The organism is Sulfurimonas sp., from assembly GCF_041563495.1.
Classification (GTDB): domain Bacteria; phylum Campylobacterota; class Campylobacteria; order Campylobacterales; family Sulfurimonadaceae; genus Sulfurimonas.
Genome location: NZ_JBFFMZ010000002.1, coordinates 144,914 through 166,012, shown reverse-complemented (window position 1 = coordinate 166,012; position 21,099 = coordinate 144,914). Strand labels below are relative to the sequence as shown.

Below are 21,099 nucleotides of genomic sequence, written 5' to 3'. Positions count from 1 at the left end.
GGTAATGATGAAAAATGAACAATTTAACAATAGAGAAATCTCCAACGAGTATTTTCTAGTAGATATCGAAGATTATCCAACTGACCCGTGGGGTAAATTTAAAAGGGTAGTTAAAAGAACTTTTAGAGGCGAGCTGTTTGTCGGTCTTTGGGTTGTTATGCGTGAGATGATCAGATTTGATATTCATACTGTTCAATATCCCGAAGAAAAGATGCCTATAGGTCCGAGATATCGTGCTGTGCATGAGATGAAAAGACTATGGGAATCAGATACTGAAAGATGTATCGGTTGTGGACTTTGTGAAAAAATCTGTATATCTAACTGTATCAGAATGGAAACAAAGATAGACGAGAATTCTCGTAAAGAAGTAAGCGAATACACTATTAACCTAGGACGTTGTATCTTCTGTGGTTATTGTGCTGAAGTTTGTCCAGAGTTAGCTATTACACACGGTGGACGTTATGAAAATGCATCTGACCAAAGAGAGCACTTCGTAGACTATGAAGCGATGCTTACACCACTGGATAAGATGAAGGCTGGAGCTCAAGTCGAGTTTGAAGGTTTTGGTGCTATTACACCACATGAAGATGAGCGTGTTAAAAAAACACCTCTCGCATATTAAGGAGTTTGGGTATGTTTGAAGCGATTGCTTTTTATCTGTTTGCTTTTTTAACGATAGCGATGTTTTACATTACTGTAACAACATCACAAGCGTTATATGCTCTAACAGCATTAGCGGCAGGAATGATTTTTATATCAGCATTTTTCTTTATTTTAGGTGCTGACTTTTTAGGTGCGGTACAAATCGTAGTTTATTCAGGTGCTGTAATGGCTCTTTACGCGTTTGGTATGATGTTTTTTGATACTACCAGAGAGGTTAAAGAGAAAAACGGAAACAAACTTCTTGTTATAGGGTTATCAACGATTGCAGCTGTTTTAGTTGTTTTAATCTTTGCTGCTCCGATTGTCGGCGACAACATCAAAGCTTTTTACCCAATGGTAGAAGGCGCAGGAAATACTCAAGAGGTCGGTATAGTTCTTTTTACAAAATACTTGGTTCCTTTTGAAGTTGCTGCTGTAATGTTACTTGTTGCAATGGTTTCAGGTATCGTTTTAGCAGGTAAGAAAATGGATCTTTCTCTTACTCTTATGAGTGATGCAGAGATTAAAGACATGAGAGAAGAATTAAATAAAAAGGTACTTTCATGATGGAAATAGGACTTAATCACTATCTTGTACTTTCTACAATTTTATTCGCTATTGGTCTAATAGGCGTAATGAGAAGAAAGAACCTTCTAATGCTGTTTTTCGCAACTGAGATTTTACTAAACTCTGTAAATATTGCTTTTGCTGCGATTTCACACTTTTACGGTGACTTGACTGGTCAGATGTTTGCATTTTTTGTAATTGCGATAGCTGCTTCAGAAGTTGCTGTAGGACTAGGATTATTGGTTGTTTGGCATAAACGCCACAACAATATTGACCTAGATTCAATGTCAACGATGAGAGGATAGAAATATGGAAGTATTACTATACACAGCACTGTTCGCACCGCTTGTAGGATCTTTGTTCGCTGCGCTTTTTGGTGCAAAACCTAAGACGCTTATTACTGGTGTTGTTACAAGTGCTTTACTGGGATTATCACTGATAGCTAGTACGATTCTTTTAATATTTGTACTATCTACAGGACAGCATGTACATGTTGAGCTTATGACATGGATGGCTACCGGTGACCTTTATATCCCTTTTGGTTTCATTGTTGATCAGGTAAGTGTTACTATGATGATGGTTGTTACTTTAGTTTCAACTGTTGTACACGTTTATGCTATCGGTTATATGGATCATGATAAAGGTTTCAACAGATTTTTCTCTTGGTTATCTGCATTCGTTTTCTCAATGCTTGTTCTTGTAATGAGTGATAACTTTGCCGGTCTTTTTATCGGTTGGGAAGGCGTTGGTCTTTGTTCATGGGGATTAATCGGTTTCTGGTACCACAAAGAGAGTGCTACTTGGGCAGCTAATGAAGCGTTCATTATGAACCGTATTGCTGACCTTGGGATGTTAATCGGTATTTTCTTAATATACTGGAACACTGGAACACTTCAGTATCACCAAGCTTTCGCAGCAATGCCAGGTCTTGATACTGCTACGATCACTTGGATAGGTATCTTCTTATTTATCGGTGCTATGGGTAAATCTGCTCAGTTTCCGCTTCATACTTGGCTTGCGGATGCGATGGAAGGTCCTACTCCTGTATCGGCACTTATTCACGCTGCGACGATGGTAACAGCAGGTGTATATTTAGTTGTTCGCTCAAACGAGTTATACAGCCTTATCCCGAATGTTGGTCTGTTTATCGCATCTTTAGGTACATTTGTTGCGATTTTTGCAGCTACAATGGCGCTTGTTAATCGTGACATCAAGAGAGTTATTGCATATTCTACATTGTCTCAGTTAGGTTACATGTTTGCAGCTGCAGGTCTTGGTGCTTACTGGGTTGCATTATTTCACTTAATGGCTCACGCTTTCTTTAAAGCACTTCTGTTTCTTGGTGCAGGTAACGTTATGCATGCTATGCATGATGAACTTGATCCGTTTAAGATGGGTGGTCTTGGCAAGACAATGAAAGGTACTATGATTCTTATGACTATCGCATCTGTTGCCCTTGCTGGTATCTTTCCTCTTGCGGGATTCTTTTCAAAAGACCTTATCTTGGAAGTTGCATTTGTAGACCATCACTTTATTATTTACAGTGTTCTTTTACTTACTGCAGGTTTAACTGCGTTTTACTCATTTAGAATCATTGCTCTAATCTTTCACGGTGAAGATCGTCATACTGCTTTAGGTTTCCATCCTCACGAAGCTTACAAGTTTATGCTTGTTGCAATGACACCTCTTTTAATCCTTGCGGTAATCGCAGGTTCGTTTAAAGCAACTTATTTTGAGTATGTAACGCTTCTGCTTCCTGATGCAGAGTATCACGTACATTCGGCTGCTACGTATTGGATTATGACAATCGGTACTCAACTCTTTGTTATTCTTTCAATAGCGTTTGCTTATAAAAAATATATGAGTAAAGACATAAAAGTTCCAGACGGAACAAGTGCGATGGAAAACAGCTTTAAATATAAGCTATTGATTAATCAGTACTATATTCCGTATTTTTATGAAGAGTATTTAGTAAAACCATATAGAGAATTATCAACAGTATTCTGGAAACAAGTTGACCAAAAAATCGTTGATGCATCTGTAGACGGAATAGCAAATATATTCTACTCAACAGGTGAAAGTACAAGAACAATGCAGAGTGGTAACCTATCTACAATGCTTAAGTGGATGGTAGCAGGTCTTGTTGCCCTGTTATCGCTAGCTGTTGTTTTTGGACTAGCAGTTAGACATTCTGATGAAATTAAGACAATTTTATCAGGTTTAGGAGTTTAATAGATGTTAGACAATATTTTATCGATTTTAATTTTCTTTCCTGCCGTAGCAGCTATATTCGGCTTTGCGGTTGCTAAAGACAGTATTCGTTCTTATGGTGTATCTGTTGCATTCATAGAGTTCGCTCTTTCTTTGATGTTATGGTTCTCATTTGATTCAAATGTATCAGGTATGCAGTTCATGGAACAGCTTCCGTTAGTACCGGCATTTGGAATTAACTATATTCTAGGTGTGGATGGTATTTCACTATTCATTATAATCTTAGCAGCATTCTTTACGATGATAGGTATAGCATCTCTGACTGATACTAAAGATGTTAAAAACATGATTATCACGCTTCTGTTTTTACAGATGACTATGGTAGGTGTATTTGTTGCTCTAGATGCAATCGTATTTTATGTGTTCTGGGAACTTTCTTTAGTACCTATGTTGTACATTATCGGTGCATGGGGTGGTCCTCTGCGTATATACGCATCTGTTAAGTTTTTCCTATATACATTTACAGGTTCTCTAGTAATGCTAGTCGGTATGCTTTTTATGGCGTATTTTTACTATCAGGCAACGGGTGTATGGAGTTTTGCTATCTTAGACTGGTATCGTCTAATTTTACCTGAGACATTCCAACTTTGGTTATTTGCAGCATTTTTCTTAGGTTTTGCAATTAAAGTACCAATGTTCCCATTCCATACTTGGTTACCGTACGCTCACGGTCAAGCACCGACTATCGGTTCTGTGATACTTGCGGCAATACTTCTTAAAATGGGTACATACGCTTTTATCCGTTTTTCACTTCCGATGTTCCCGGATGCTTCAGTATTCTTTATGTTCCCGATAGCAGTTATCGCTATTATAATGATCATATATACGGCAATGGTTGCATATGCACAAGAAGATGTTAAACAAGTTGTTGCTTACTCTTCAGTGTCACACATGGGTGTTATTATTCTTGGTACATTTGCTCTTAATGTAGAGGGTATCACAGGTTCAATCTTCTTGATGATTGCCCACGGTGTTGTCTCGGGTGCTCTGTTCTTGCTTGTAGGTGTCATTTACGACAGACGTCACACTAAAATGATGAGTGAGTTCGGCGGTCTTGCATCTGTAATGCCTAGATTTGCTACTATATTCGGTATTATGATGATGGCTTCAGTGGGTCTTCCATTGACTATCAACTTTGTCGGTGAGTTTTTAAGTCTTCTTGGATTTTATCAACAATCACATATCTTAACTTTATTGGCAGGTATTGCAATTATCGTTGGTGCTATCTATATGTTGGCAGCTTATAAAAAGATGTTTTTTGGCGAAGTTACAAATGAGAAAAACAAAAATCTTCCGGATGTAAACAAAAGAGAGCTTATTGCTTTAGTTCCTTTAGTGATTATTACAATTTGGTTAGGTATTTATCCTAAGCCTTTATTAGACCCGATTAACAACTCAGTAGAGTCTGTTGTTCAACTAATGCATGACAAATCTATAACTGATGAAGCAAAATCTAGAATTCCAAACCTTATAGAAGGTGTTGAGATCACTAGAACTTCTACGAAGGAGGCACACTAATGTTAGCGCCAGTAAATGTTTCATTGGAGTCGTTAAATTTAATGACTCTTGCACCAATGTTGATTCCTATCATCGGTGCGTTATTAATCTTAGTTATTGATATTATTAAAGGCGGATTAGACAAAACACTGTTTGTTATGATAAGTATTTTGTTCTTATTGATAGATTTAGGTGCTGTTGCAGAGAGTGCAGGTATATTTACTGCTGATGGTACTATAATGGGTGTGTTTGACGTAATGCTAATTGATGGACTGGCAATTATCTCACAACTTATTATAGTAGGTGCATCTTTACTGTTTATTCCGTTAGCGCTTACTCACAAAAGATTCCATGAGTTCTCATACCCTGAGTTCTTTGCATTGTTCTTATTCATGCTTGGCGGTTTCCAGTTTATGGTTGCTACAGACAATTTGATTCTGATCTTTGTAGGACTCGAGACTGCATCTTTAGCTCTGTATACTATGATCGCTATGCATAACCGTGACAAATCTTTTGAAGCTGCTGTTAAGTACTTTACTATGGGTGCATTGGCAGCCGGTTTCTTTAGTTTTGGTTCTATGGTGTTTTATGCACTGACAGGTTCTGTAGAGATTAACCAGATTGCTGCCGTACTTGGAGCAAACGGTTTTGCAGATATGGGCTTTGTTCTTGTAGGTGTTGTGTTTGTTTTAGCATCTCTTGGCTTTAAACTTTCGCTTGTACCTTTTCATACTTGGGCACCGGATGTTTATGAAGGCTCTTCTGCATCACTTGCAGGATTCATGTCTATTGTTCCAAAAATAGCAGTATTTATTGTTGCAATGAGAATATTTGAGTTCTTGATTCACAGCGGAGTTGTTTGGTTAGAAGTTATTCTTTATATTGTAGTTGTCGTGACAATGACGGCAGCAAATATTTGGGCACTTGTTCAAACAGATGTTAAGAGAATGCTTGCTTACAGCTCAATAAGTCATGCAGGTTTTGTAATGGCTGCAATCTTGATTGGTACTACTCAATCAAACAGTGCACTTTTCCTTTACTGGATTCTGTTTAGTTTCACTAACTTGGGTGCATTTAGTATGCTTTGGATTTCTCGTCAAAAACATCTTCCGGTATATCAAAGTTCAGACCACAGTTATAACAAGTTTGCAGGTATGATTCAAACGGCACCTGTTGCTGCAACTATCATGGGACTTTTTATGTTGAGTCTGGCAGGTCTTCCACCTTTTGCACTGTTCTGGGGTAAACTATATATGATATCTTCTGCCGTTACAGGCGGATATACTCTTTTAGCCCTTATTATGGCGCTTAACTCTGCAATAGCAGGTTACTACTACATAAAACTGATAGTGTATATGTTTATGAGAGAGCCTGTTATGAACAAAGACGGACATGTATTTGTGGCAAATGCAACGACTCCATTAAAAACAATCATCGGAATTGCTGCAGTGGGAACTATTTTTGCTTTTATTGCTGTAAACCCGGTATTAGAGTTTATTACAGCTCTTGTATATAAAAGTGGATACTAATAACACTTTATAAATTTAGGGAGAAAAAAGGAAGAGAATTTGTTTAAATGGATACTTTCTCTCCTGCTTCTTACAAGCTTTTCTACAAATCTTCTTTATGCCCTTGATATATCACTTCAAGGTGCTAGAGAAAATTTTGAAAATTACTCAATACTCCACATTAAAGATAAAAACAAATTTTTATGTCAAGAGATAAAAAACGATTTTGAAGTAACAACAAAAATAATATGTGCATTTCCAAAAGCTCCTGCTAAAGAGTTAAAAACACTACAAAATGATTTTTTTAAAATAGATACACAGATTAAGAAAAAAACATTCTTTTTAATTATTACTGCATATAAAAATATGAAATTATTTCCTGTCATTTTCAATCTCAATGAAGATGACAGTGTTTTTTCGGTAGATACTGAATTAGCAAAACACTGGATGATAGTAGGATATAACAAAAAAATACCATATATAGAATCTCAAGAACCTTCAGAGACAGCAATTAACTTTCCATTTATGTTAGAAAAAGACAAACTTCCGTATGTAGGGAGTTTAGATATGGAAGGTAATCCTGTTCATATACAAGAAGTCGGAGATGTTAGTGATTATTTAAAGATAAAACGCCTATATATTGAAAAAAAGTATGAAAACTGTTTGGAACTCATAGAGGAAGTAATGCGCGAGTATCCATCATCACTATTTACTGCCGAGCTGCTTTATTATAAGATAAGAGCGAATTCTCAGCTAAAAGATAAGAATGAGGATGTTATAGAGTTATCAAAAGTATATCTTAGAGAATATTCTTCAGATGATAATGTAGCAGAAATTCTCTCTCTTCTTGCAAGAGCATATTCACGTAGCGGTATGAATGGACAGGCAGAGTACTTTTTTGATAGGTTGTTTAGTGAACATGAGAGTTCTCCATATGCCAAGTGGGGCTATATATACATAGGTGAAATGCTTGAAGAATCAGGAGGATTGAGTAAGGCATTAAGTTATTATGAAAAAGCTCTTCACGACACTACCGATATCGATATTGCGGCTACAGCTGCATTTAGATTAGCACTATCCAAGATTAACAGTTCAAAAAAGCAAGAAGCGACCGAATATATAATGAAAATCATAAAAGCAAAACCTAGTTTCTTTGCTTCAAAATATGAAGAGTCTCTGGATATGATGCAGATATTTGCAGATGAAGAGGTCTATATGGGTGCTTCGGCCATTGCAAAAGCACTTGTCGATGAAATTAATGCGGAATATGATGAATATGAATCTTTACTCAAATACGTAGGTATCTGGCTGGCAAAAACACCTCAGAAAAAAGAAGCATTGGCAGCTTTAAATGAGTATCTTAGAATATTTCCTGATGGACTATACCTGAGCGAAGTACAAGTTGCAAAAGATTCACTTTTCTTTGATGTAAGTGATGCTAATGTATCTGCGAAGATAGCTGATTATAACAATCTTATAGAGACATATGCAGAGGACACTATAGGTAAAAGAGCTATATATGAAAAAGCAAAACTGATGAATGCTAATAAAATGTACAGTGATGTTTTACTTTTCAAAGATGAACTCTTGGCATTGGATGACATAACATATCCCGACACTAAAGAGATAGTAAACAGTGCTGCCTTAGGTGCAATGGAACAGGCTTTAGAAAATAAAGAGTGCCATAGTGTCTTAAAAATTTCAGGAGAATATTCTATTGAGTTATCAGACAAATGGGATGACGGTATTTATGAGTGTGCGATGAAAGGTGCAGATTTTGCACTCGCAGGTACTATCACAAGCAAAAATTTAAAATCGCAAGATATAAATGCAAGAAAGAAATGGCTTTACCGTTATATAAAAGTTGATTTTGCTACAGGAAATTACAGTGATGTGGTAAAGGCTTCTCAAGAGCTGATAACATTGATCGCCGATGATAAAAACTCAGAGTACAAGGATGTTTACAGAGTTCTTTTTGATACATACCAAAGGCTCGAAGATAGCAACAAAATGATAGAAGCAATGTCAAATATCCAAAAGATATATGGAAAAGATTATAAAGACATTGAAAGATATGTTGCTGTCATGGCTATAGGAAGTGATAAAAATGATGACAACCTGGTTTTAAAGTACGGGAATGAGGTTATGCAGATACAAAACTCTTCGGATTCATATGCACAAAGCCCGTTTGTAGAGTTTGCACTGTATCAAGCATATATTAATAAAGAAGACGTAAACAAAGCACTAGAAATTATAAAGTCGCTTGATAAAGTAAAACTCAGTAAAAACAACAGAGCAAGGCAGAAGTATCTTTTAGGTTCAACATATGACAAATTATGGAGAGGTGAAGAAGCTCAGGCTGCTTATAAAGAAGCTATAGAAGCAGATGCGGCATCTGCTTGGGCAAAATTGGCAGAGGGGGCTAAGGAAGATTAGTCAGCTCATTAAAAAAATTGTTAAACTCTGAGAGAATCTTTTTGTTGTCTGTTACATATATGACTTCGTAGTTTTCTTTAAAGCTTTTTTTAGTCCAGTTGGCACTTCCAAAAACTACAGTTTTTTTATCAAAAATAGCTATTTTTGTATGGAGTTTCTTATCTACAGTTTTTGTCTCAATAGCATTGAAATAAACATCTTTTTTATCATAAAAAATTTTTACTTTGACACCTCTTGCATGAGCTTTGTCTAAAAGTTTTGCAAATTTTTTATATCCAAAATTGTACATGGCTATATCAATAGAGACTTTAGAATCTTCAATCAATTTTTCTATATGTTTTTTTGTCTTTTTGGCATCTTCAGGTAAAAAATATATTTTTTCCAGTGCATGTATGTTTATAGAGAGAATTAATATTAAAAAAAATTTCATGTCAGTAGCTTTTCTAACTCTTCCAACTTCGCAGAAGTGATGTTGTCAAACTGTGTGCGGTTGAATGTCTGCTGCCTTTTGGCAAGTTGTGCCGTGTGGGTCGAGATATTTTGGAGCATCTGCTTTTTTGTGACTTTACTATCAAGATATTCCAAGACTTCCACTATACCAATTGAGTTCATTGAGTGAGGCAGTCTTGTATATTTTTGCTCTAAATAGCAGACTTCATCAATGAGACCCAAGTCAAGCATCTTATGGGTTCTTTTTGAAATTCTATCTCTTAAGACGTCTCTATCTACATCGATGTTGTAAATGTCCAGGTTTTCTATGATTGGTTTTGGAGGATTTTGTTTGAACCACTCAGTCGGTGTGAGAGATGAGGCTTCGTAAATAAGTAGCGCTTTTTCTATTCTGTAAGCATCGTTTTGACTTATGTTTTGCATATACTCAGGGTCTAGATTAGCCAGCATCTCATAACATCCTTGAAGATTTTCAAGCTCTTTTTTTACTTTTAAAGTAGTCTTGGCATCTATGGTAGGCAAAGTTGAGAGTCCGTTTAAAAGCGATTTTAGATAAAAAGAAGTTCCGCCCACAATGATAAGGTTTTTACCCTCATTTTCACAGATGCTTTTGACATTTTTGTAGATGTCTATAAAAATATCAACACTGAAATATTCATTTGGATTTAGTACATCTATACCAAAATGTTTGACTTGATTCAGTTCTTTTTTTGAAGGTTTTGCTGAGACTATATCTATCTCTTTATAGATGCTAAGGGAGTCTATGGAAAGTATGTAAGCATTGAATTTTTGGGCAATTTTAATGGCTAAATCACTTTTTCCGGATGCCGTCGGTCCTATAATCGCAAGTTGTCTAATCGCTTTATTCATGACAAAATTATATCATTTTAAATCAAGTTTGGGTAAAATAGAACAAAAATATCCTAAGGTGAGTAGTTGCAAAGATATATTAATAAATTAAAAGACTTTAATGAACTAGTTATGTTCGAACACTCTATATTTTCACTTCCGTTTATATTTATAGCTATGATTGTCGCGGCTGATGGTTGGTTCGGCTTTTGGCTTCTTTTGATGGGTGTCTTGGCGGCTGTCAGTGCAAGAAACTTTGCCATGGGTTTAAACAGATATGCAGATAGAGACATAGATGCAGCTAACCCCAGAACAGAATCCCGTCCAAATGTAGACGGAAGGCTTGATGGTGCAAGCATTATGATTTTTGTAATTGTAAATGCCTTAGTATTTGTTCTTGTCGCATATATGATTAACGACCTGGCATTATACTTAAGTGTTCCTATTTTATTTGTGCTTGGTTCTTACTCATACTTTAAAAGATTTTCACACTTTGCACACATAGTGCTCGGTGTCTCTTTAGGTCTTGCTCCCATAGCCGGTGTTGTCGCAGTTCAAGCAAGCATTCCAGCCTGGTCGGTCATCCTTAGTCTGGGTGTTATCTTTTGGGTTGCAGGTTTTGATCTGCTTTACTCTCTGCAGGATATTGACTTTGACAAAGCAAATAATCTTTACTCTATCCCTTCACGTTACGGTGCAGATGCAACGCTTTTTATCTCATCACTGTTTCACATGCTGAGTGTAATATTTTGGGCACTCTTTGTCTGGATTGCGGGGCTTGGTCTTTTTGCATACTTGGCTGTAATACTGAGCGCTGTTATGCTTGGATATGAGCATAAGATTGTAAGAAAGGATTTTACTCAGATAGATCGTGCTTTTTTTACGGTAAACGGTTATCTCGGTGTTGCATTTTTTATCTTTATTATCATAGATAAGGTAGCAGCATGAGTGTTCGCCTTGTATCAGCCCCAATCAGCTTAGTTTACAGCGAAACGGGCTCAGATGAAGAGGTATATTTAAGAGAATACTCGCAGCTTAGTGAGAGTGATGACGACCCGATAAGCCAATGGCTAAAATTGGCAAAAGGTAGAGGGGAGACTTCCGATACCGATCCGGTTTTACTTAACTTGGTAGTTGAACTTCACAGAAAGATAGATGCCTTAGAGATGTTTTTAAAAAACGAAGCACCAAAAAGATTATCTTTGACAAATAAAGCGCAGATAGAGTCTATCGGTTTTGAACACTTTAAACTGAGTGAAGATATCTTAGAAGAAGCAAAAGAGTATTATGGGCGTGTTGAGATGCCTGTTCATCCAAAAAGAGACATTCCTGTATTCTTCAAAGCAGTAGGCAAATCGTTAGCCCAAATAACAAAGATACATGAGAGAGATGAGAAAGAGTGGGGCGCATATCTTACAGCAAGAGAAAGAGTGCTTATTCGCGAGGCAAAAGCAAAATGAAATATCTTGAGTTTGTAAACATAGAGTACATTGTGGTTGCAATGGCAGCTATGATTTTGTATCTTTTATATTATGTTTTTACTTCGTACTCAGAGTTTCACAAAAATATTCGCTCAGTCGCATCTGTGGTTGAAGATCTCAACAGAGAGATTTTTTATCTCAAAAAAGAGCTAAACGATACTAAAACAAATATCAAAAACAACAGTAGTCGTATGAGTGATACGGAAATATATGAAGAGGTTGAAAGAACTGTATATGACATGGTTAAACCTCTCTCACTGGGAGTTAAAAGACTCGAGGATACTCTTGTAAATATAGATGAGCAAATGAACTTGAGGATAACATCGTTAGAAAACGGTGTTAAGCAGATATCTATCCCGACTTCAGTTCACGGAAATGATGATGAAAAAATCATTTCATTGTTCAAACAGGGCGTTTCACTAGATACTATTTCAAAAGAGTTACATATCTCAAAAGCAGAAGTTGAGTTTGTTCTGAAAATCAATAAAATTAAATAGGACTTTTTTGTAATGGCAGATAGAAAACTCTTTACGCTAGTCTCTATATTGATTCTCGTAAGTATAATTCTTACATACTCTCTATCTGCATATACGACTATTCTCTTTGGAGTAAGTGAATTTCACTTTGCACTAAGACAGGCTCTTTTTGGTTTTATCAGCATAATCATTATATGGTCTTTAGCACAACTAAATCCTGATGAGTGGCTAAATACTATAGGCTTTGCATTGTTTATCGGTTCTACAATCTTTATGATAGCGATGCCGTTTTTACCAGAGTTCTTGGTATCGGAAGTAGGCGGTGCAAAAAGATGGATAAAAATATTCGGCTTCTCTTTAGCTCCTGTAGAGTTTTTTAAAGTTGGGTTTGTCTACTTTTTATCTTGGAGTTTTTCGAGAAAACTAGGACATCATGCGGGCATGGGCATCGGAGCTGAGTTTAAACGTTTTATCCCTTACGCTTTGGTCTTTGTGGGAGCTATGTTCATGATAGCCTTTATACAAAATGACTTGGGGCAGGTCGTCGTTCTTGGGATGACACTTTTGTTCATGCTTATGTTTGCGGGAAGCAGTTTTAGATTTTTTCTCTCGCTTTTATCTATTGCTTTACTATTCTTTTTGTTTTTTATTTTGACGGCAGAGCACAGAATTATGAGAATAAAATCATGGTGGGCGCTGGCACAAAACACAGTCTTAGAACTTTTTCCTGCATCAATAGCGGAAAAACTGAGAGTTCCGACGGAGATAGAACCTTACCAGATAGGACACTCCCTAAATGCAATTCATAACGGCGGAATATTTGGAACTGGCTTGGCAGGTGGAACTTTTAAGCTTGGCTTCTTGAGTGAGGTTCATACGGATTTTGTTTTAGCAGGACTGGCAGAAGAGTTTGGTTTTGTGGGTGTTTTGGCAGTTGTAATTCTTTTTATGTGGATACTTCAAAGAATATTTAAAATCGCAAATCGCTCGAATGATACAAGTATGTATCTTTTCTCTTTGGGTGTAGGGCTTCTTCTATCTTTTGCCTTTCTTGTGAATGCTTACGGGATCAGCGGAATTACGCCTATTAAAGGTATTTCCGTTCCATTTTTAAGTTATGGCGGTTCTGCTATGATTGCTGCATCTATTGCTATTGGAATGGTGTTGATGGCTTCAAAAAAAGCAAAGATGGAAAAGGAAAATTAAGATATGAAACTTTGTATAACCGGTGGGGGTACCGGCGGGCATCTGATGATAGCACAAGCTTTGGTGGAAGCTGCCGTAAAACAGGGGCATGAAGTTATTTTTATCGGTTCAACCAGCGGACAAGATAGAAAATACTTTGAAGATAGAAGTGCTTTTTCAAATGTATACTTTTTAGATACCACCGGAGTAGTAAATCAAAAAGGATTTGGTAAGTTAAAAGCTCTTTACAAAGTGTTTCGTGCTTTTTTTAAATCCAGATATATTTTAAAAAAGCATAATATTGTGGCGACATACAGTGTAGGCGGATTTTCTGCGGCTCCGGCTTCTTTTGCATCTATAAGCAAGAGAATCCCGCTTTTTATACATGAACAAAATGCAGTTGAAGGAAGATTAAATTCACTTTTAAAACCGTTTGCTGCAAGGTTTATCTCTGCTTATGATAAAAACTCTCCGATAAAAGGATACCCCGTAAAAGAGGTTTATTATAAAGATGCAAGAGTCAGAGAGAGTCTTGAGAGCATCGTTTTTTTAGGTGGTTCTCACGGTGCAAAATCAATCAATGATTTAGCACTCAGTGTAGCGCAGGAACTTAAAAATAGAAATATAAAGATTATTCATCAAGCCGGTGAGCGAGATTATGAGAGGGTAAAAAAAGAGTATGAAGTTTTGAGCGTAGAAGTTGAACTATACGGCTTTACAAAAGAGCTGGCATCTTTGATTAAAAGAGCAGATCTGGCTGTCAGCCGTGCGGGTGCAAGTACCCTTTGGGAAGCGACTTCAAACGCTCTTCCTGCTCTTTACGTACCGTATCCTCATGCCGCAGGTGACCATCAATACTATAATGCAAGGTTCATAGTAGAGAATGAACTTGGCTGGTGTGAGCGTGAGAGCGAAGATTTAAGAGCTAAATTACTTTCAATCTTAGATGAGCCGCTTAAAGAAAAGAGTAAAAAACTTATGGAGTATTCAAACAGTGATGTTGCAGATAAAATGATAGAAGACGTACAAGCGAGTTTCAGATGCTAAGAGAATTGGCACAAGAGTTGGTGGATTTGATTTTTGACTGGGGATATGTCGGAATCTTCTGCCTTATGGCAATAGAGAGCTCATTTATCCCTTTTCCTAGTGAGATTGTTCTCATACCTGCTGGATATTTGGCATCCAGAGGTGATATGAGTCTGGGAATGATTATGTTTAGCGGACTGGGCGGTTCTATGGTAGGTGCATTTATAAACTACTATTTGGCTCTTAGACTAGGTAGAAAAATCCTTAAAAAATACGGTAAATACTTTTTTATTAAAGAGAGTGCTTTAGAAAAGATGGATGGATTTTTTGAAAAACATGGACATATTTCCACGTTTACGGGAAGACTGATTCCCGGTATTAGACAGTTGATTTCTATACCGGCAGGTCTTAGTCGTATGAATTTAGTAGTTTTTTCAACTTACACGGCACTAGGAGCCGGAATCTGGGCACTGATTTTAACTTTGCTCGGATATTTTATAGGTGAAAATCAAGAACTCATAGATGCGTATTTAAAACAAATTACTATCAGCGTAGTAGTGTTACTGATGTTTTTAGGTACGATATATGTATATTATCAAAGAAATAGAGGAGTAAAGAGTGAGTAATTTGGATTATATGTTTCATCAAGGTTTTTTAGGGACTCGAGCACCGTTTTTTATGGATTTAGTGACTCTGATTGTAGCACTTTTACCTCTGCTTGTAGCAAGTGCTATTTATCTGGCTAAAACAAAAAGGTATAAAGCACACTCATATGCACAGATAGTAATATTTGCTTTTTCCGTTATAGTACTTGGATATTTTGAGACCGGAGTTAGAAATGTCGGTGGTTTTGAGTCTTTTATGCAAAATAGCGGAGTTCCTCATAACTATGCTCTTATAGTGTTGGTTTTTCATATAGCTATATCTGTAATAACTTTGATAATCTGGTCTATGCAGCTTTTTATGACAAAAAAACTTTTAAAGCTTCAAAAGCACAGAAAATTCGGACTTATGACATTTACGGGTGTTGTGGCGACTTCACTTACCGGCATCTGGGTTTACTTTTTGATGTTTGTCTATTAAGACTATATACAAATGATAAATAAAATTAAGGAAAGATTGTATGATTAAGATTGACGAAAAAGCACCGGAATTTTGTCTGCCGAACCAAGATGATATAGAGATATGTCTAAGAGATTTAAAAGGAAAGTGGATAGTGTTATATTTTTATCCAAAAGATAACACTCCTGGCTGTACAACGGAAGCCTGTGAGTTTACGGAAGCTGCCCCTGATTTTTCAGACTTAGATGCGATAATACTCGGAGTAAGTGCAGATTCAACAAGGAAACACCGCAACTTTATAGAAAAAAAAGAGTTAGGCATCACACTTCTTAGTGATGAAGAGACATCAATGATGCAAGAGTACGGTGTCTGGCAGTTAAAGAAAAACTACGGAAAAGAATATATGGGAATCGTTCGTACCACTTTAATCATAGATCCACAGGGCGTTGTAAAAGCTCTGTTTGAGAAGGTAAAAGTAAAAGAGCACGTAGCTAAGGTAAAGGCTGAGCTAGAGAGACTGCAGTCTCTCTAAGAAAATCATCTGTTAATATTTGTAACGGAGATAAAAACGGATATCTTGAGCCGTATCTACAACGTTTGCACCTTGACCAAATGCTATGGCTGTTGCCATATCCATAGAGGCGCCTGATGTTCCTCCAAAGAAACCGTTGCTTCCGCTGTACGCATAATCAATATATGTATAACGAATCTGCATAGATAGTATGTCTTCAATAAGATACTCGGTCAAGTAAGCTTCATATGCGTCACCGCGGGCAGCAACTTTTGAACCTATGTTTGTATCTTCACCATATGTAATACTTCTCCAGTACTCAGAACCGTGATTATATTCTATCCCCCATCTTCCATCTTCTGTGATAAGTGAAGGAAATTGTGTACCTATCCAGTAAGAATAACCAGTTTTTGATTCTCCAGTTTTTGTTGCGACCATGTTAGAATCCAGAGGACCGTAAAGCATACGCTGGTCACTGTTTGGATTTGTAATACTCATTGCACCGCTTACAAAGAACGTTGTGTCATCAAGAAAATCGTTTATACCGTTTCCTATACCATTTACAATAACGTTTGCAGTAATGTTGTGCATACCGCCAACAGTGTCAAATCCCTGTGTGTAGTCAGAAGTGTTTTTTACGTCGATAAGATTGTTTGCATAGTAGTATTGTGTAGATACGGAATATTGACCATCATCATAAGGGACAAAGATTAGACCTGCGAGGTCAATGTTTGTATTTGCACTTGTAACACTTGTATAAGGAGTATTGTTGAATTTAGGAGCTGCATTGCTCATACCGCGACCGGCACAAAACTTTATATACATACCTTCAATCCATTTATCAAAACTGAATTTTGAGCTAAGACCGTCAAACTCTACATTGATTGTATGCCCCATTGGAGATGTAGGCTTATCATCGTCACGCATATTGATAAGATGTCCGTTAGTGGATGGACGACGGCCGACACTAAAAGTCCAAGGTATATCACTTCCTATAAATGTATCATTTCTATATAAGAAATAAACCGAACGGACTCTAAGTGTATCGTCATATGCATTCTCATTTGAAATCCAGTCAAATCCTTCAAACGACGAATTTGCAGGAGTGCTTGCACCAGAGCGTGCACCAAAAGCTTTGTTGTACGCTAGTTGTCCGTTGAAGCTGAGGTTCTTCGTTGCCATCCAGTCCATATTTATCCATAAACGGTTAGTCATAAAAGCATCGTTGTTTGCCTCTGAGCCATCTGCCATTTTATAGTTAAGATTTTCTAATGCAAATCTATAGTCAACTCCAAATTTCAGATGGTTTCCTGATGTAGATCTATTTAATCCGGAGATGCTCTCTTGAATATCGGCTATCTCTTCTTCTACATCCATCTTCTCTTTTTCATCATCTTTTGCTTCTTCTTTTAGAGCTTCATTTAGAGCTTCATTTTTTTCATCTGCATCTGATTCTTTCGAGTTCTGCGCTGATTCTTTTTTTAGCGTAGCTATCTCTTTTTTTAACTTTGCCATCTCATTTTCCATCGCTTCAAATCTTTCAAGCATGGACTCTGCATTTAGATTAGTTGTTAAAAGTACAGCAGTAGCCAAAGACAGCAGAAGTGGTTTTTTCATAGTTCTTCCCTTTTTTATATAAAAAAATCGTTATAAATATAACACTTTTTTATAATAATTCTGTGATACTATACAGTAGGTATTATAAAATATTTTTTAAACTCAGAGTTTAATAATATAAAAAATAGTTATATAAACATAAACTTTAATCTTTTAAATAGACAACTGATATATTTAAATAAAAGCTTTACTTAAATATATTTTGAGTATAATTCGCGGATTTTTCTCATCGCCATTAGGCATGCGGAACTATTAACAGATTATGTCAAAAGCTAGTGCAACCCTCTTTTTAGAGGTAAATTGTTCGACATATTCAAAGCCCAACTAGCAAATTTCTGGCTTGAAACAGAGCCTTTTAAGGACCTATAATGGTAACTATGAAAGACCTATTGGAATGTGGTGTACACTTTGGACACCAAACTCGTCGTTGGAACCCGAAAATGAAAAAATACATCTTTGGTGTTCGTAAAAATATCTATATTATCGATTTACAAAAAACTCTTCGTTACTTCCGTAACACTTACCAAATCGTTGTAGATGCAGCTGCTGAAGGGCAAACTGTTCTTTTCGTCGGTACAAAAAAACAAGCTCGTAACTCAGTTAGAGATGCAGCAATCGCTTGTGGTATGCCGTATGTAGATAACAGATGGTTAGGTGGTATGCTTACTAACTTCCCGACTATTCAAAAATCTATCCGTAAACTTGATGTAATTACTGAGATGCAAGAAAACGGTCAAATCGATCTTTTAACTAAAAAAGAAGCATTAATGCTTTCAAGAAAAAAAGAGAAACTTGATTCATATTTCGGTGGTATCCGTAACATGAAAAAACTTCCTGATATGCTATTTGTTGTAGATGCGGTAAAAGAGCATATCGCTGTTTTAGAAGCTAGATGTTTAGGTATTCCGGTTGTTGCTCCACTAGATACAAACTGTGATCCTGACCTTATCACTTACCCGATTCCTGGTAATGACGATGCTATCCGTTCAATCCAGCTTTTCTGTCGTGAAATGACTGAAGCAATCAACGAAGGTAAAGCATTAAGAGACGCTCCTGCTGCCGAAGAAGAAGCGGCTCAAGAAGATGCAGCGACTGAAGAAACTGTTGAAGTAACTGAAGAAGCTCCAGCAGCAACAGAGGAAGTATAATCATGGCAGTAACAGCAGCACAAGTAAAAGAATTACGCGCAGCTACTGATGCGCCTATGATGGATTGTAAGAAAGCGTTAGTTGAGAATGATGGAGATATGGCAAAAGCAACAGAGTGGCTAAAAGAGCGTGGTATCGCTAAAGCTGCTAAAAAAGCTTCTGAGCGTGTTGCAGCTGAAGGCCTTGTTGGTCTTAAAATCGCTGATGACTTTTCAAAAGCTACTGTAGTTGAGATCAATTCTGAAACTGACTTTGTTGCAAAAAATGAAGGTTTCCAAAATTTAGTTCTTAAAACTACTGAAGAAATTTATGCAAACAATCCTGCTAATGTAGAAGCAGTTATGTCAACTGAGTTTGGTAGATACTTTACAGAAGAAACAGCTAAAATCGGTGAAAAAATCGAACTTCGCCGTTTTGGTACTTTAGAAGCAGAAGACGATACTATAGCAATGAACGGTTATGTTCACTCAAACAACCGTATCGCTGTTATTATAAAAGCTAAGTGTGATTCGGCTAAAACGGCTGAGGGCATGAGAGATGTAATGAAGCAAGTTGCTATGCATGCATCTGCAATGAAACCGCAAACTCTTTCATACAAAGATTTCGATGCTGAGTTTGTTGAGAGTGAAACCAAAGGTAGAATCGAAGCTATTAAAAAAGAGAACGAAGAGTTATCACGTTTAGGTAAAACTCTTAAAAATGTTCCTACTTATGTTTCAATGATGCAACTTACTGATGAAGTTATAGCTCAAGCTGAAGAAGATATCAAAGCTATGTTAAAAGAGCAAGGTAAACCTGAAAAAATTTGGGATAAAATTGTTCCTGGTTCATTAGCTCGTTTTATCGAAGATAACACTACTTTAGATAAAGAGCAAGCTTTACTTGATCAAACTTACGTACTTGATGATAAAAAAACTGTAGCAGAGGCTGTTGAAGCTGCTGCTAAAGCTCTTGGCGGAACTGCTGAGATAGTTGATTTTATCCGTCTTGAAGTTGGTGAAGGTATTGAAAAAGCTGAAGACGACTTTGCAGCAGAAGTTGCTGCACAAATGGGATAAATCCCTTTATTCCCGCGTAAATGCGCGGGAGTGAATAATATTTTATAACTTACAAAAAAATGATATACTTTGCGTATGTCAAATCAAAAATCAAATAAAATTATTGTTATCGGTGGCGGCTACGCAGGTCTTCGTACAGTTGAGCGTTTAGCAAAAAACCCAAATAATGAAATACTGCTTTTTGATAAACACCCCTACCATTTTATGCAGACAGATGTTTACGACCTAATAGCCAATGAAGAAGATTTCGCCCAAGTCACGGTAGACCTTTTTACTTTTTCAATGGGATTTGATGATAATGTCGTTTTTCACAAACAAAAGATTACAAATATTGACTTCAAAAATAAAAAGGTAATAACATCTATTCAGAGACATCATTATGATTATCTTGTAATCGCAGTCGGCTCAAGGACAAAATACATCTCGACAGTTCCCGGGTTAAGAGAGTACTCTTATGGAGTCAAATCACTCAATCGTGCTATGTATTTTAAGCAGAAATTTGAGATGTCACTCTTTAAAAAAGTAGATGAAAGCGGGACTTGCTGTACTCCAATCAATATAATCATTGCAGGAGCCGGTCTTAGCGGTGTGGAAATTGCAGCACAGATGGCATATTTTTCCAGAGAATTTTATAACAGAAATAATTTTATATGCAGAAAATTAAATATAGTACTCGTAAATTCAGGTAAAACCATACTTAAGGGAATGGATAAGTATTTAATAGACAAATCGCAAAAAAGATTGTTAGACTTAGAAGTAGATATCAGAAATGAAAAAAAAGTGATTGAGCTAAATGCCCAGAGTGTAAAATTGAGCGATGGTAAAGTATTACAGATGGATTTTATGATTTTTGCAGGCGGTGTAGAGCCAAACGGAGTGATATATAATCTGGACCTTGCTAAAAATAAAGCAGGTTATATAGAAACAAATGAGTATCTGCAAGTTCCACAATACCTAGATGTGTTTGCTATAGGGGATTGTACAACTATATTTAACAATGGTTTGCCCGTACCGCCTACAGCTGATGTTGCAGAACAGATGGCTGAGTTATGTGCAAAAAATATAGACAGATTGATTTTAGAAAAACCTTTGCTAAAACATAATATAAAATCTCGCGGTACTTTAATAGCACTTGGCAGAGGATATGCTGTCTCTAAAGTGTTTGGCATATATTCTAACGGTTATTTAGCCTACGCGGTTAAAAAGATTGTTGAGAAAGTTTATGCAAAAAGATTAGGCTATAGATCAAACCGCGGATGTAAAAAAATCTTTGGTACTTAACAACTAATCTTTAGTAACATTTGCTATAATCCTC

21 protein-coding genes are annotated in these 21,099 nt (G+C 36.6%); 18 read left to right on the top strand and 3 right to left on the bottom strand.

Features of this window, described 5'->3' with window-relative positions:
* Positions 1-7: 7 nt before the first annotated feature.
* The 7 genes from nuoI to ABYK18_RS02755 are packed head-to-tail and all read left to right on the top strand — an operon-like array spanning position 8 to position 8,921.
* Positions 8-622, top strand: coding sequence for an NADH-quinone oxidoreductase subunit NuoI (gene nuoI, locus ABYK18_RS02785; protein WP_373035091.1), 615 nt, complete (start codon positions 8-10; stop codon positions 620-622).
* Positions 623-633: 11 nt separating this feature from the next.
* The gene (locus ABYK18_RS02780; protein ID WP_373035090.1) at positions 634-1,209 is read left to right on the top strand and encodes an NADH-quinone oxidoreductase subunit J; all 576 of its coding nucleotides are present in this window, start codon (positions 634-636) and stop codon (positions 1,207-1,209) included.
* The gene (gene nuoK / locus ABYK18_RS02775; RefSeq protein ID WP_373035089.1) at positions 1,206-1,514 is read left to right on the top strand and encodes an NADH-quinone oxidoreductase subunit NuoK; all 309 of its coding nucleotides are present in this window, start codon (positions 1,206-1,208) and stop codon (positions 1,512-1,514) included. Before ABYK18_RS02780 ends, nuoK begins: the two co-directional genes overlap by 4 nt.
* 4 nt (positions 1,515-1,518) lie before the next feature.
* A complete protein-coding gene (nuoL, locus tag ABYK18_RS02770) occupies positions 1,519-3,441 on the top strand; it encodes an NADH-quinone oxidoreductase subunit L (protein ID WP_373035088.1) in 1,923 nt (640 codons plus the stop codon).
* 3 nt (positions 3,442-3,444) lie between these two features.
* Positions 3,445-4,998 (top strand): NADH-quinone oxidoreductase subunit M, encoded by a 1,554-nt coding sequence (locus tag ABYK18_RS02765; RefSeq protein ID WP_373035086.1) that lies wholly within the window; start codon positions 3,445-3,447, stop codon positions 4,996-4,998.
* A complete protein-coding gene (nuoN, locus tag ABYK18_RS02760) occupies positions 4,998-6,506 on the top strand; it encodes an NADH-quinone oxidoreductase subunit NuoN (RefSeq protein ID WP_373035085.1) in 1,509 nt (502 codons plus the stop codon). Before ABYK18_RS02765 ends, nuoN begins: the two co-directional genes overlap by 1 nt.
* 39 nt (positions 6,507-6,545) lie before the next feature.
* Positions 6,546-8,921: a flagellar protein gene (locus ABYK18_RS02755; protein WP_373035084.1), complete on the top strand. Its 2,376-nt coding sequence runs from the start codon at positions 6,546-6,548 to the stop codon at positions 8,919-8,921.
* Here the strand turns inward: ABYK18_RS02755 and ABYK18_RS02750 are convergent.
* Both ABYK18_RS02750 and miaA read right to left on the bottom strand, forming a co-directional pair.
* Positions 8,908-9,351 carry a phospholipase D-like domain-containing protein gene (locus ABYK18_RS02750; RefSeq protein ID WP_373035083.1) on the bottom strand — a complete coding sequence of 148 codons (444 nt, stop codon included), beginning with the start codon at positions 9,349-9,351 and terminating at the stop codon, positions 8,908-8,910. The genes ABYK18_RS02755 and ABYK18_RS02750 overlap by 14 nt on opposite strands.
* Entirely contained in the window at positions 9,348-10,241 is an 894-nt protein-coding gene (gene miaA / locus ABYK18_RS02745) for a tRNA (adenosine(37)-N6)-dimethylallyltransferase MiaA (protein ID WP_373035082.1), read from the bottom strand. Before miaA ends, ABYK18_RS02750 begins: the two co-directional genes overlap by 4 nt.
* Before the next feature lie 66 nt (positions 10,242-10,307).
* Here miaA and mqnP point away from each other — a divergent pair, with 66 nt between their 5' ends.
* The 8 genes from mqnP to bcp are packed head-to-tail and all read left to right on the top strand — an operon-like array spanning position 10,308 to position 15,982.
* The gene (gene mqnP / locus ABYK18_RS02740; protein WP_373035081.1) at positions 10,308-11,168 is read left to right on the top strand and encodes a menaquinone biosynthesis prenyltransferase MqnP; all 861 of its coding nucleotides are present in this window, start codon (positions 10,308-10,310) and stop codon (positions 11,166-11,168) included.
* Positions 11,165-11,680: a hypothetical protein gene (locus ABYK18_RS02735; protein ID WP_373035080.1), complete on the top strand. Its 516-nt coding sequence runs from the start codon at positions 11,165-11,167 to the stop codon at positions 11,678-11,680. The genes mqnP and ABYK18_RS02735 overlap by 4 nt, the downstream gene beginning before the upstream one ends.
* Positions 11,677-12,198: a DUF6115 domain-containing protein gene (locus tag ABYK18_RS02730; RefSeq protein ID WP_373035079.1), complete on the top strand. Its 522-nt coding sequence runs from the start codon at positions 11,677-11,679 to the stop codon at positions 12,196-12,198. The genes ABYK18_RS02735 and ABYK18_RS02730 overlap by 4 nt, the downstream gene beginning before the upstream one ends.
* A gap of 12 nt (positions 12,199-12,210) precedes the next feature.
* Entirely contained in the window at positions 12,211-13,383 is a 1,173-nt protein-coding gene (locus ABYK18_RS02725) for an FtsW/RodA/SpoVE family cell cycle protein (RefSeq protein ID WP_373035078.1), read from the top strand.
* Positions 13,384-13,386: 3 nt separating this feature from the next.
* Entirely contained in the window at positions 13,387-14,409 is a 1,023-nt protein-coding gene (gene murG / locus ABYK18_RS02720) for an undecaprenyldiphospho-muramoylpentapeptide beta-N-acetylglucosaminyltransferase (RefSeq protein ID WP_373035077.1), read from the top strand.
* On the top strand, positions 14,403-15,014 hold the full coding sequence (locus tag ABYK18_RS02715; RefSeq protein ID WP_373035076.1) for a DedA family protein: 612 nt from the start codon (positions 14,403-14,405) through the stop codon (positions 15,012-15,014). The genes murG and ABYK18_RS02715 overlap by 7 nt, the downstream gene beginning before the upstream one ends.
* Positions 15,007-15,471 (top strand): DUF420 domain-containing protein, encoded by a 465-nt coding sequence (locus ABYK18_RS02710; RefSeq protein ID WP_373035075.1) that lies wholly within the window; start codon positions 15,007-15,009, stop codon positions 15,469-15,471. Before ABYK18_RS02715 ends, ABYK18_RS02710 begins: the two co-directional genes overlap by 8 nt.
* A gap of 40 nt (positions 15,472-15,511) precedes the next feature.
* The gene (gene bcp / locus ABYK18_RS02705; protein WP_373035074.1) at positions 15,512-15,982 is read left to right on the top strand and encodes a thioredoxin-dependent thiol peroxidase; all 471 of its coding nucleotides are present in this window, start codon (positions 15,512-15,514) and stop codon (positions 15,980-15,982) included.
* Positions 15,983-15,994: 12 nt separating this feature from the next.
* Here bcp and ABYK18_RS02700 read toward each other — a convergent pair whose 3' ends face one another.
* Complete coding sequence (locus ABYK18_RS02700; protein WP_373035072.1) at positions 15,995-17,578, bottom strand: DUF3373 family protein; 1,584 nt, start codon at positions 17,576-17,578, stop codon at positions 15,995-15,997.
* Between the two features lie 368 nt (positions 17,579-17,946).
* Here ABYK18_RS02700 and rpsB point away from each other — a divergent pair, with 368 nt between their 5' ends.
* From rpsB to ABYK18_RS02685, 3 genes are all read left to right on the top strand, one after another.
* Positions 17,947-18,726 (top strand): 30S ribosomal protein S2, encoded by a 780-nt coding sequence (gene rpsB / locus ABYK18_RS02695; protein ID WP_373035071.1) that lies wholly within the window; start codon positions 17,947-17,949, stop codon positions 18,724-18,726.
* Positions 18,727-18,728: 2 nt separating this feature from the next.
* Positions 18,729-19,784 carry a translation elongation factor Ts gene (tsf, locus tag ABYK18_RS02690; RefSeq protein ID WP_373035070.1) on the top strand — a complete coding sequence of 352 codons (1,056 nt, stop codon included), beginning with the start codon at positions 18,729-18,731 and terminating at the stop codon, positions 19,782-19,784.
* Between the two features lie 75 nt (positions 19,785-19,859).
* Entirely contained in the window at positions 19,860-21,065 is a 1,206-nt protein-coding gene (locus ABYK18_RS02685) for an NAD(P)/FAD-dependent oxidoreductase (RefSeq protein ID WP_373035069.1), read from the top strand.
* Positions 21,066-21,099 lie beyond the last annotated feature (34 nt).

Excerpts from the sequence above, each read along its gene's own strand:
- murG (WP_373035077.1), top strand. The coding sequence starts at position 13,387 with ATGAAACTTTGTATAACCGGTGGGGGTACCGGCGGGCATCTGATGATA.
- ABYK18_RS02735 (WP_373035080.1), top strand. The coding sequence starts at position 11,165 with ATGAGTGTTCGCCTTGTATCAGCCCCAATCAGCTTAGTTTACAGCGAA.
- nuoL (WP_373035088.1), top strand. The coding sequence starts at position 1,519 with ATGGAAGTATTACTATACACAGCACTGTTCGCACCGCTTGTAGGATCT.
- ABYK18_RS02765 (WP_373035086.1), top strand. The coding sequence starts at position 3,445 with ATGTTAGACAATATTTTATCGATTTTAATTTTCTTTCCTGCCGTAGCA.
- nuoK (WP_373035089.1), top strand. The coding sequence starts at position 1,206 with ATGATGGAAATAGGACTTAATCACTATCTTGTACTTTCTACAATTTTA.
- ABYK18_RS02700 (WP_373035072.1), bottom strand. The coding sequence starts at position 17,578 with ATGAAAAAACCACTTCTGCTGTCTTTGGCTACTGCTGTACTTTTAACA.
- ABYK18_RS02685 (WP_373035069.1), top strand. The coding sequence starts at position 19,860 with ATGTCAAATCAAAAATCAAATAAAATTATTGTTATCGGTGGCGGCTAC.
- ABYK18_RS02715 (WP_373035076.1), top strand. The coding sequence starts at position 14,403 with ATGCTAAGAGAATTGGCACAAGAGTTGGTGGATTTGATTTTTGACTGG.
- nuoN (WP_373035085.1), top strand. The coding sequence starts at position 4,998 with ATGTTAGCGCCAGTAAATGTTTCATTGGAGTCGTTAAATTTAATGACT.
- ABYK18_RS02730 (WP_373035079.1), top strand. The coding sequence starts at position 11,677 with ATGAAATATCTTGAGTTTGTAAACATAGAGTACATTGTGGTTGCAATG.
- bcp (WP_373035074.1), top strand. The coding sequence starts at position 15,512 with ATGATTAAGATTGACGAAAAAGCACCGGAATTTTGTCTGCCGAACCAA.
- tsf (WP_373035070.1), top strand. The coding sequence starts at position 18,729 with ATGGCAGTAACAGCAGCACAAGTAAAAGAATTACGCGCAGCTACTGAT.
- nuoI (WP_373035091.1), top strand. The coding sequence starts at position 8 with ATGAAAAATGAACAATTTAACAATAGAGAAATCTCCAACGAGTATTTT.
- ABYK18_RS02780 (WP_373035090.1), top strand. The coding sequence starts at position 634 with ATGTTTGAAGCGATTGCTTTTTATCTGTTTGCTTTTTTAACGATAGCG.
- miaA (WP_373035082.1), bottom strand. The coding sequence starts at position 10,241 with ATGAATAAAGCGATTAGACAACTTGCGATTATAGGACCGACGGCATCC.
- ABYK18_RS02725 (WP_373035078.1), top strand. The coding sequence starts at position 12,211 with ATGGCAGATAGAAAACTCTTTACGCTAGTCTCTATATTGATTCTCGTA.
- rpsB (WP_373035071.1), top strand. The coding sequence starts at position 17,947 with ATGGTAACTATGAAAGACCTATTGGAATGTGGTGTACACTTTGGACAC.
- ABYK18_RS02750 (WP_373035083.1), bottom strand. The coding sequence starts at position 9,351 with ATGAAATTTTTTTTAATATTAATTCTCTCTATAAACATACATGCACTG.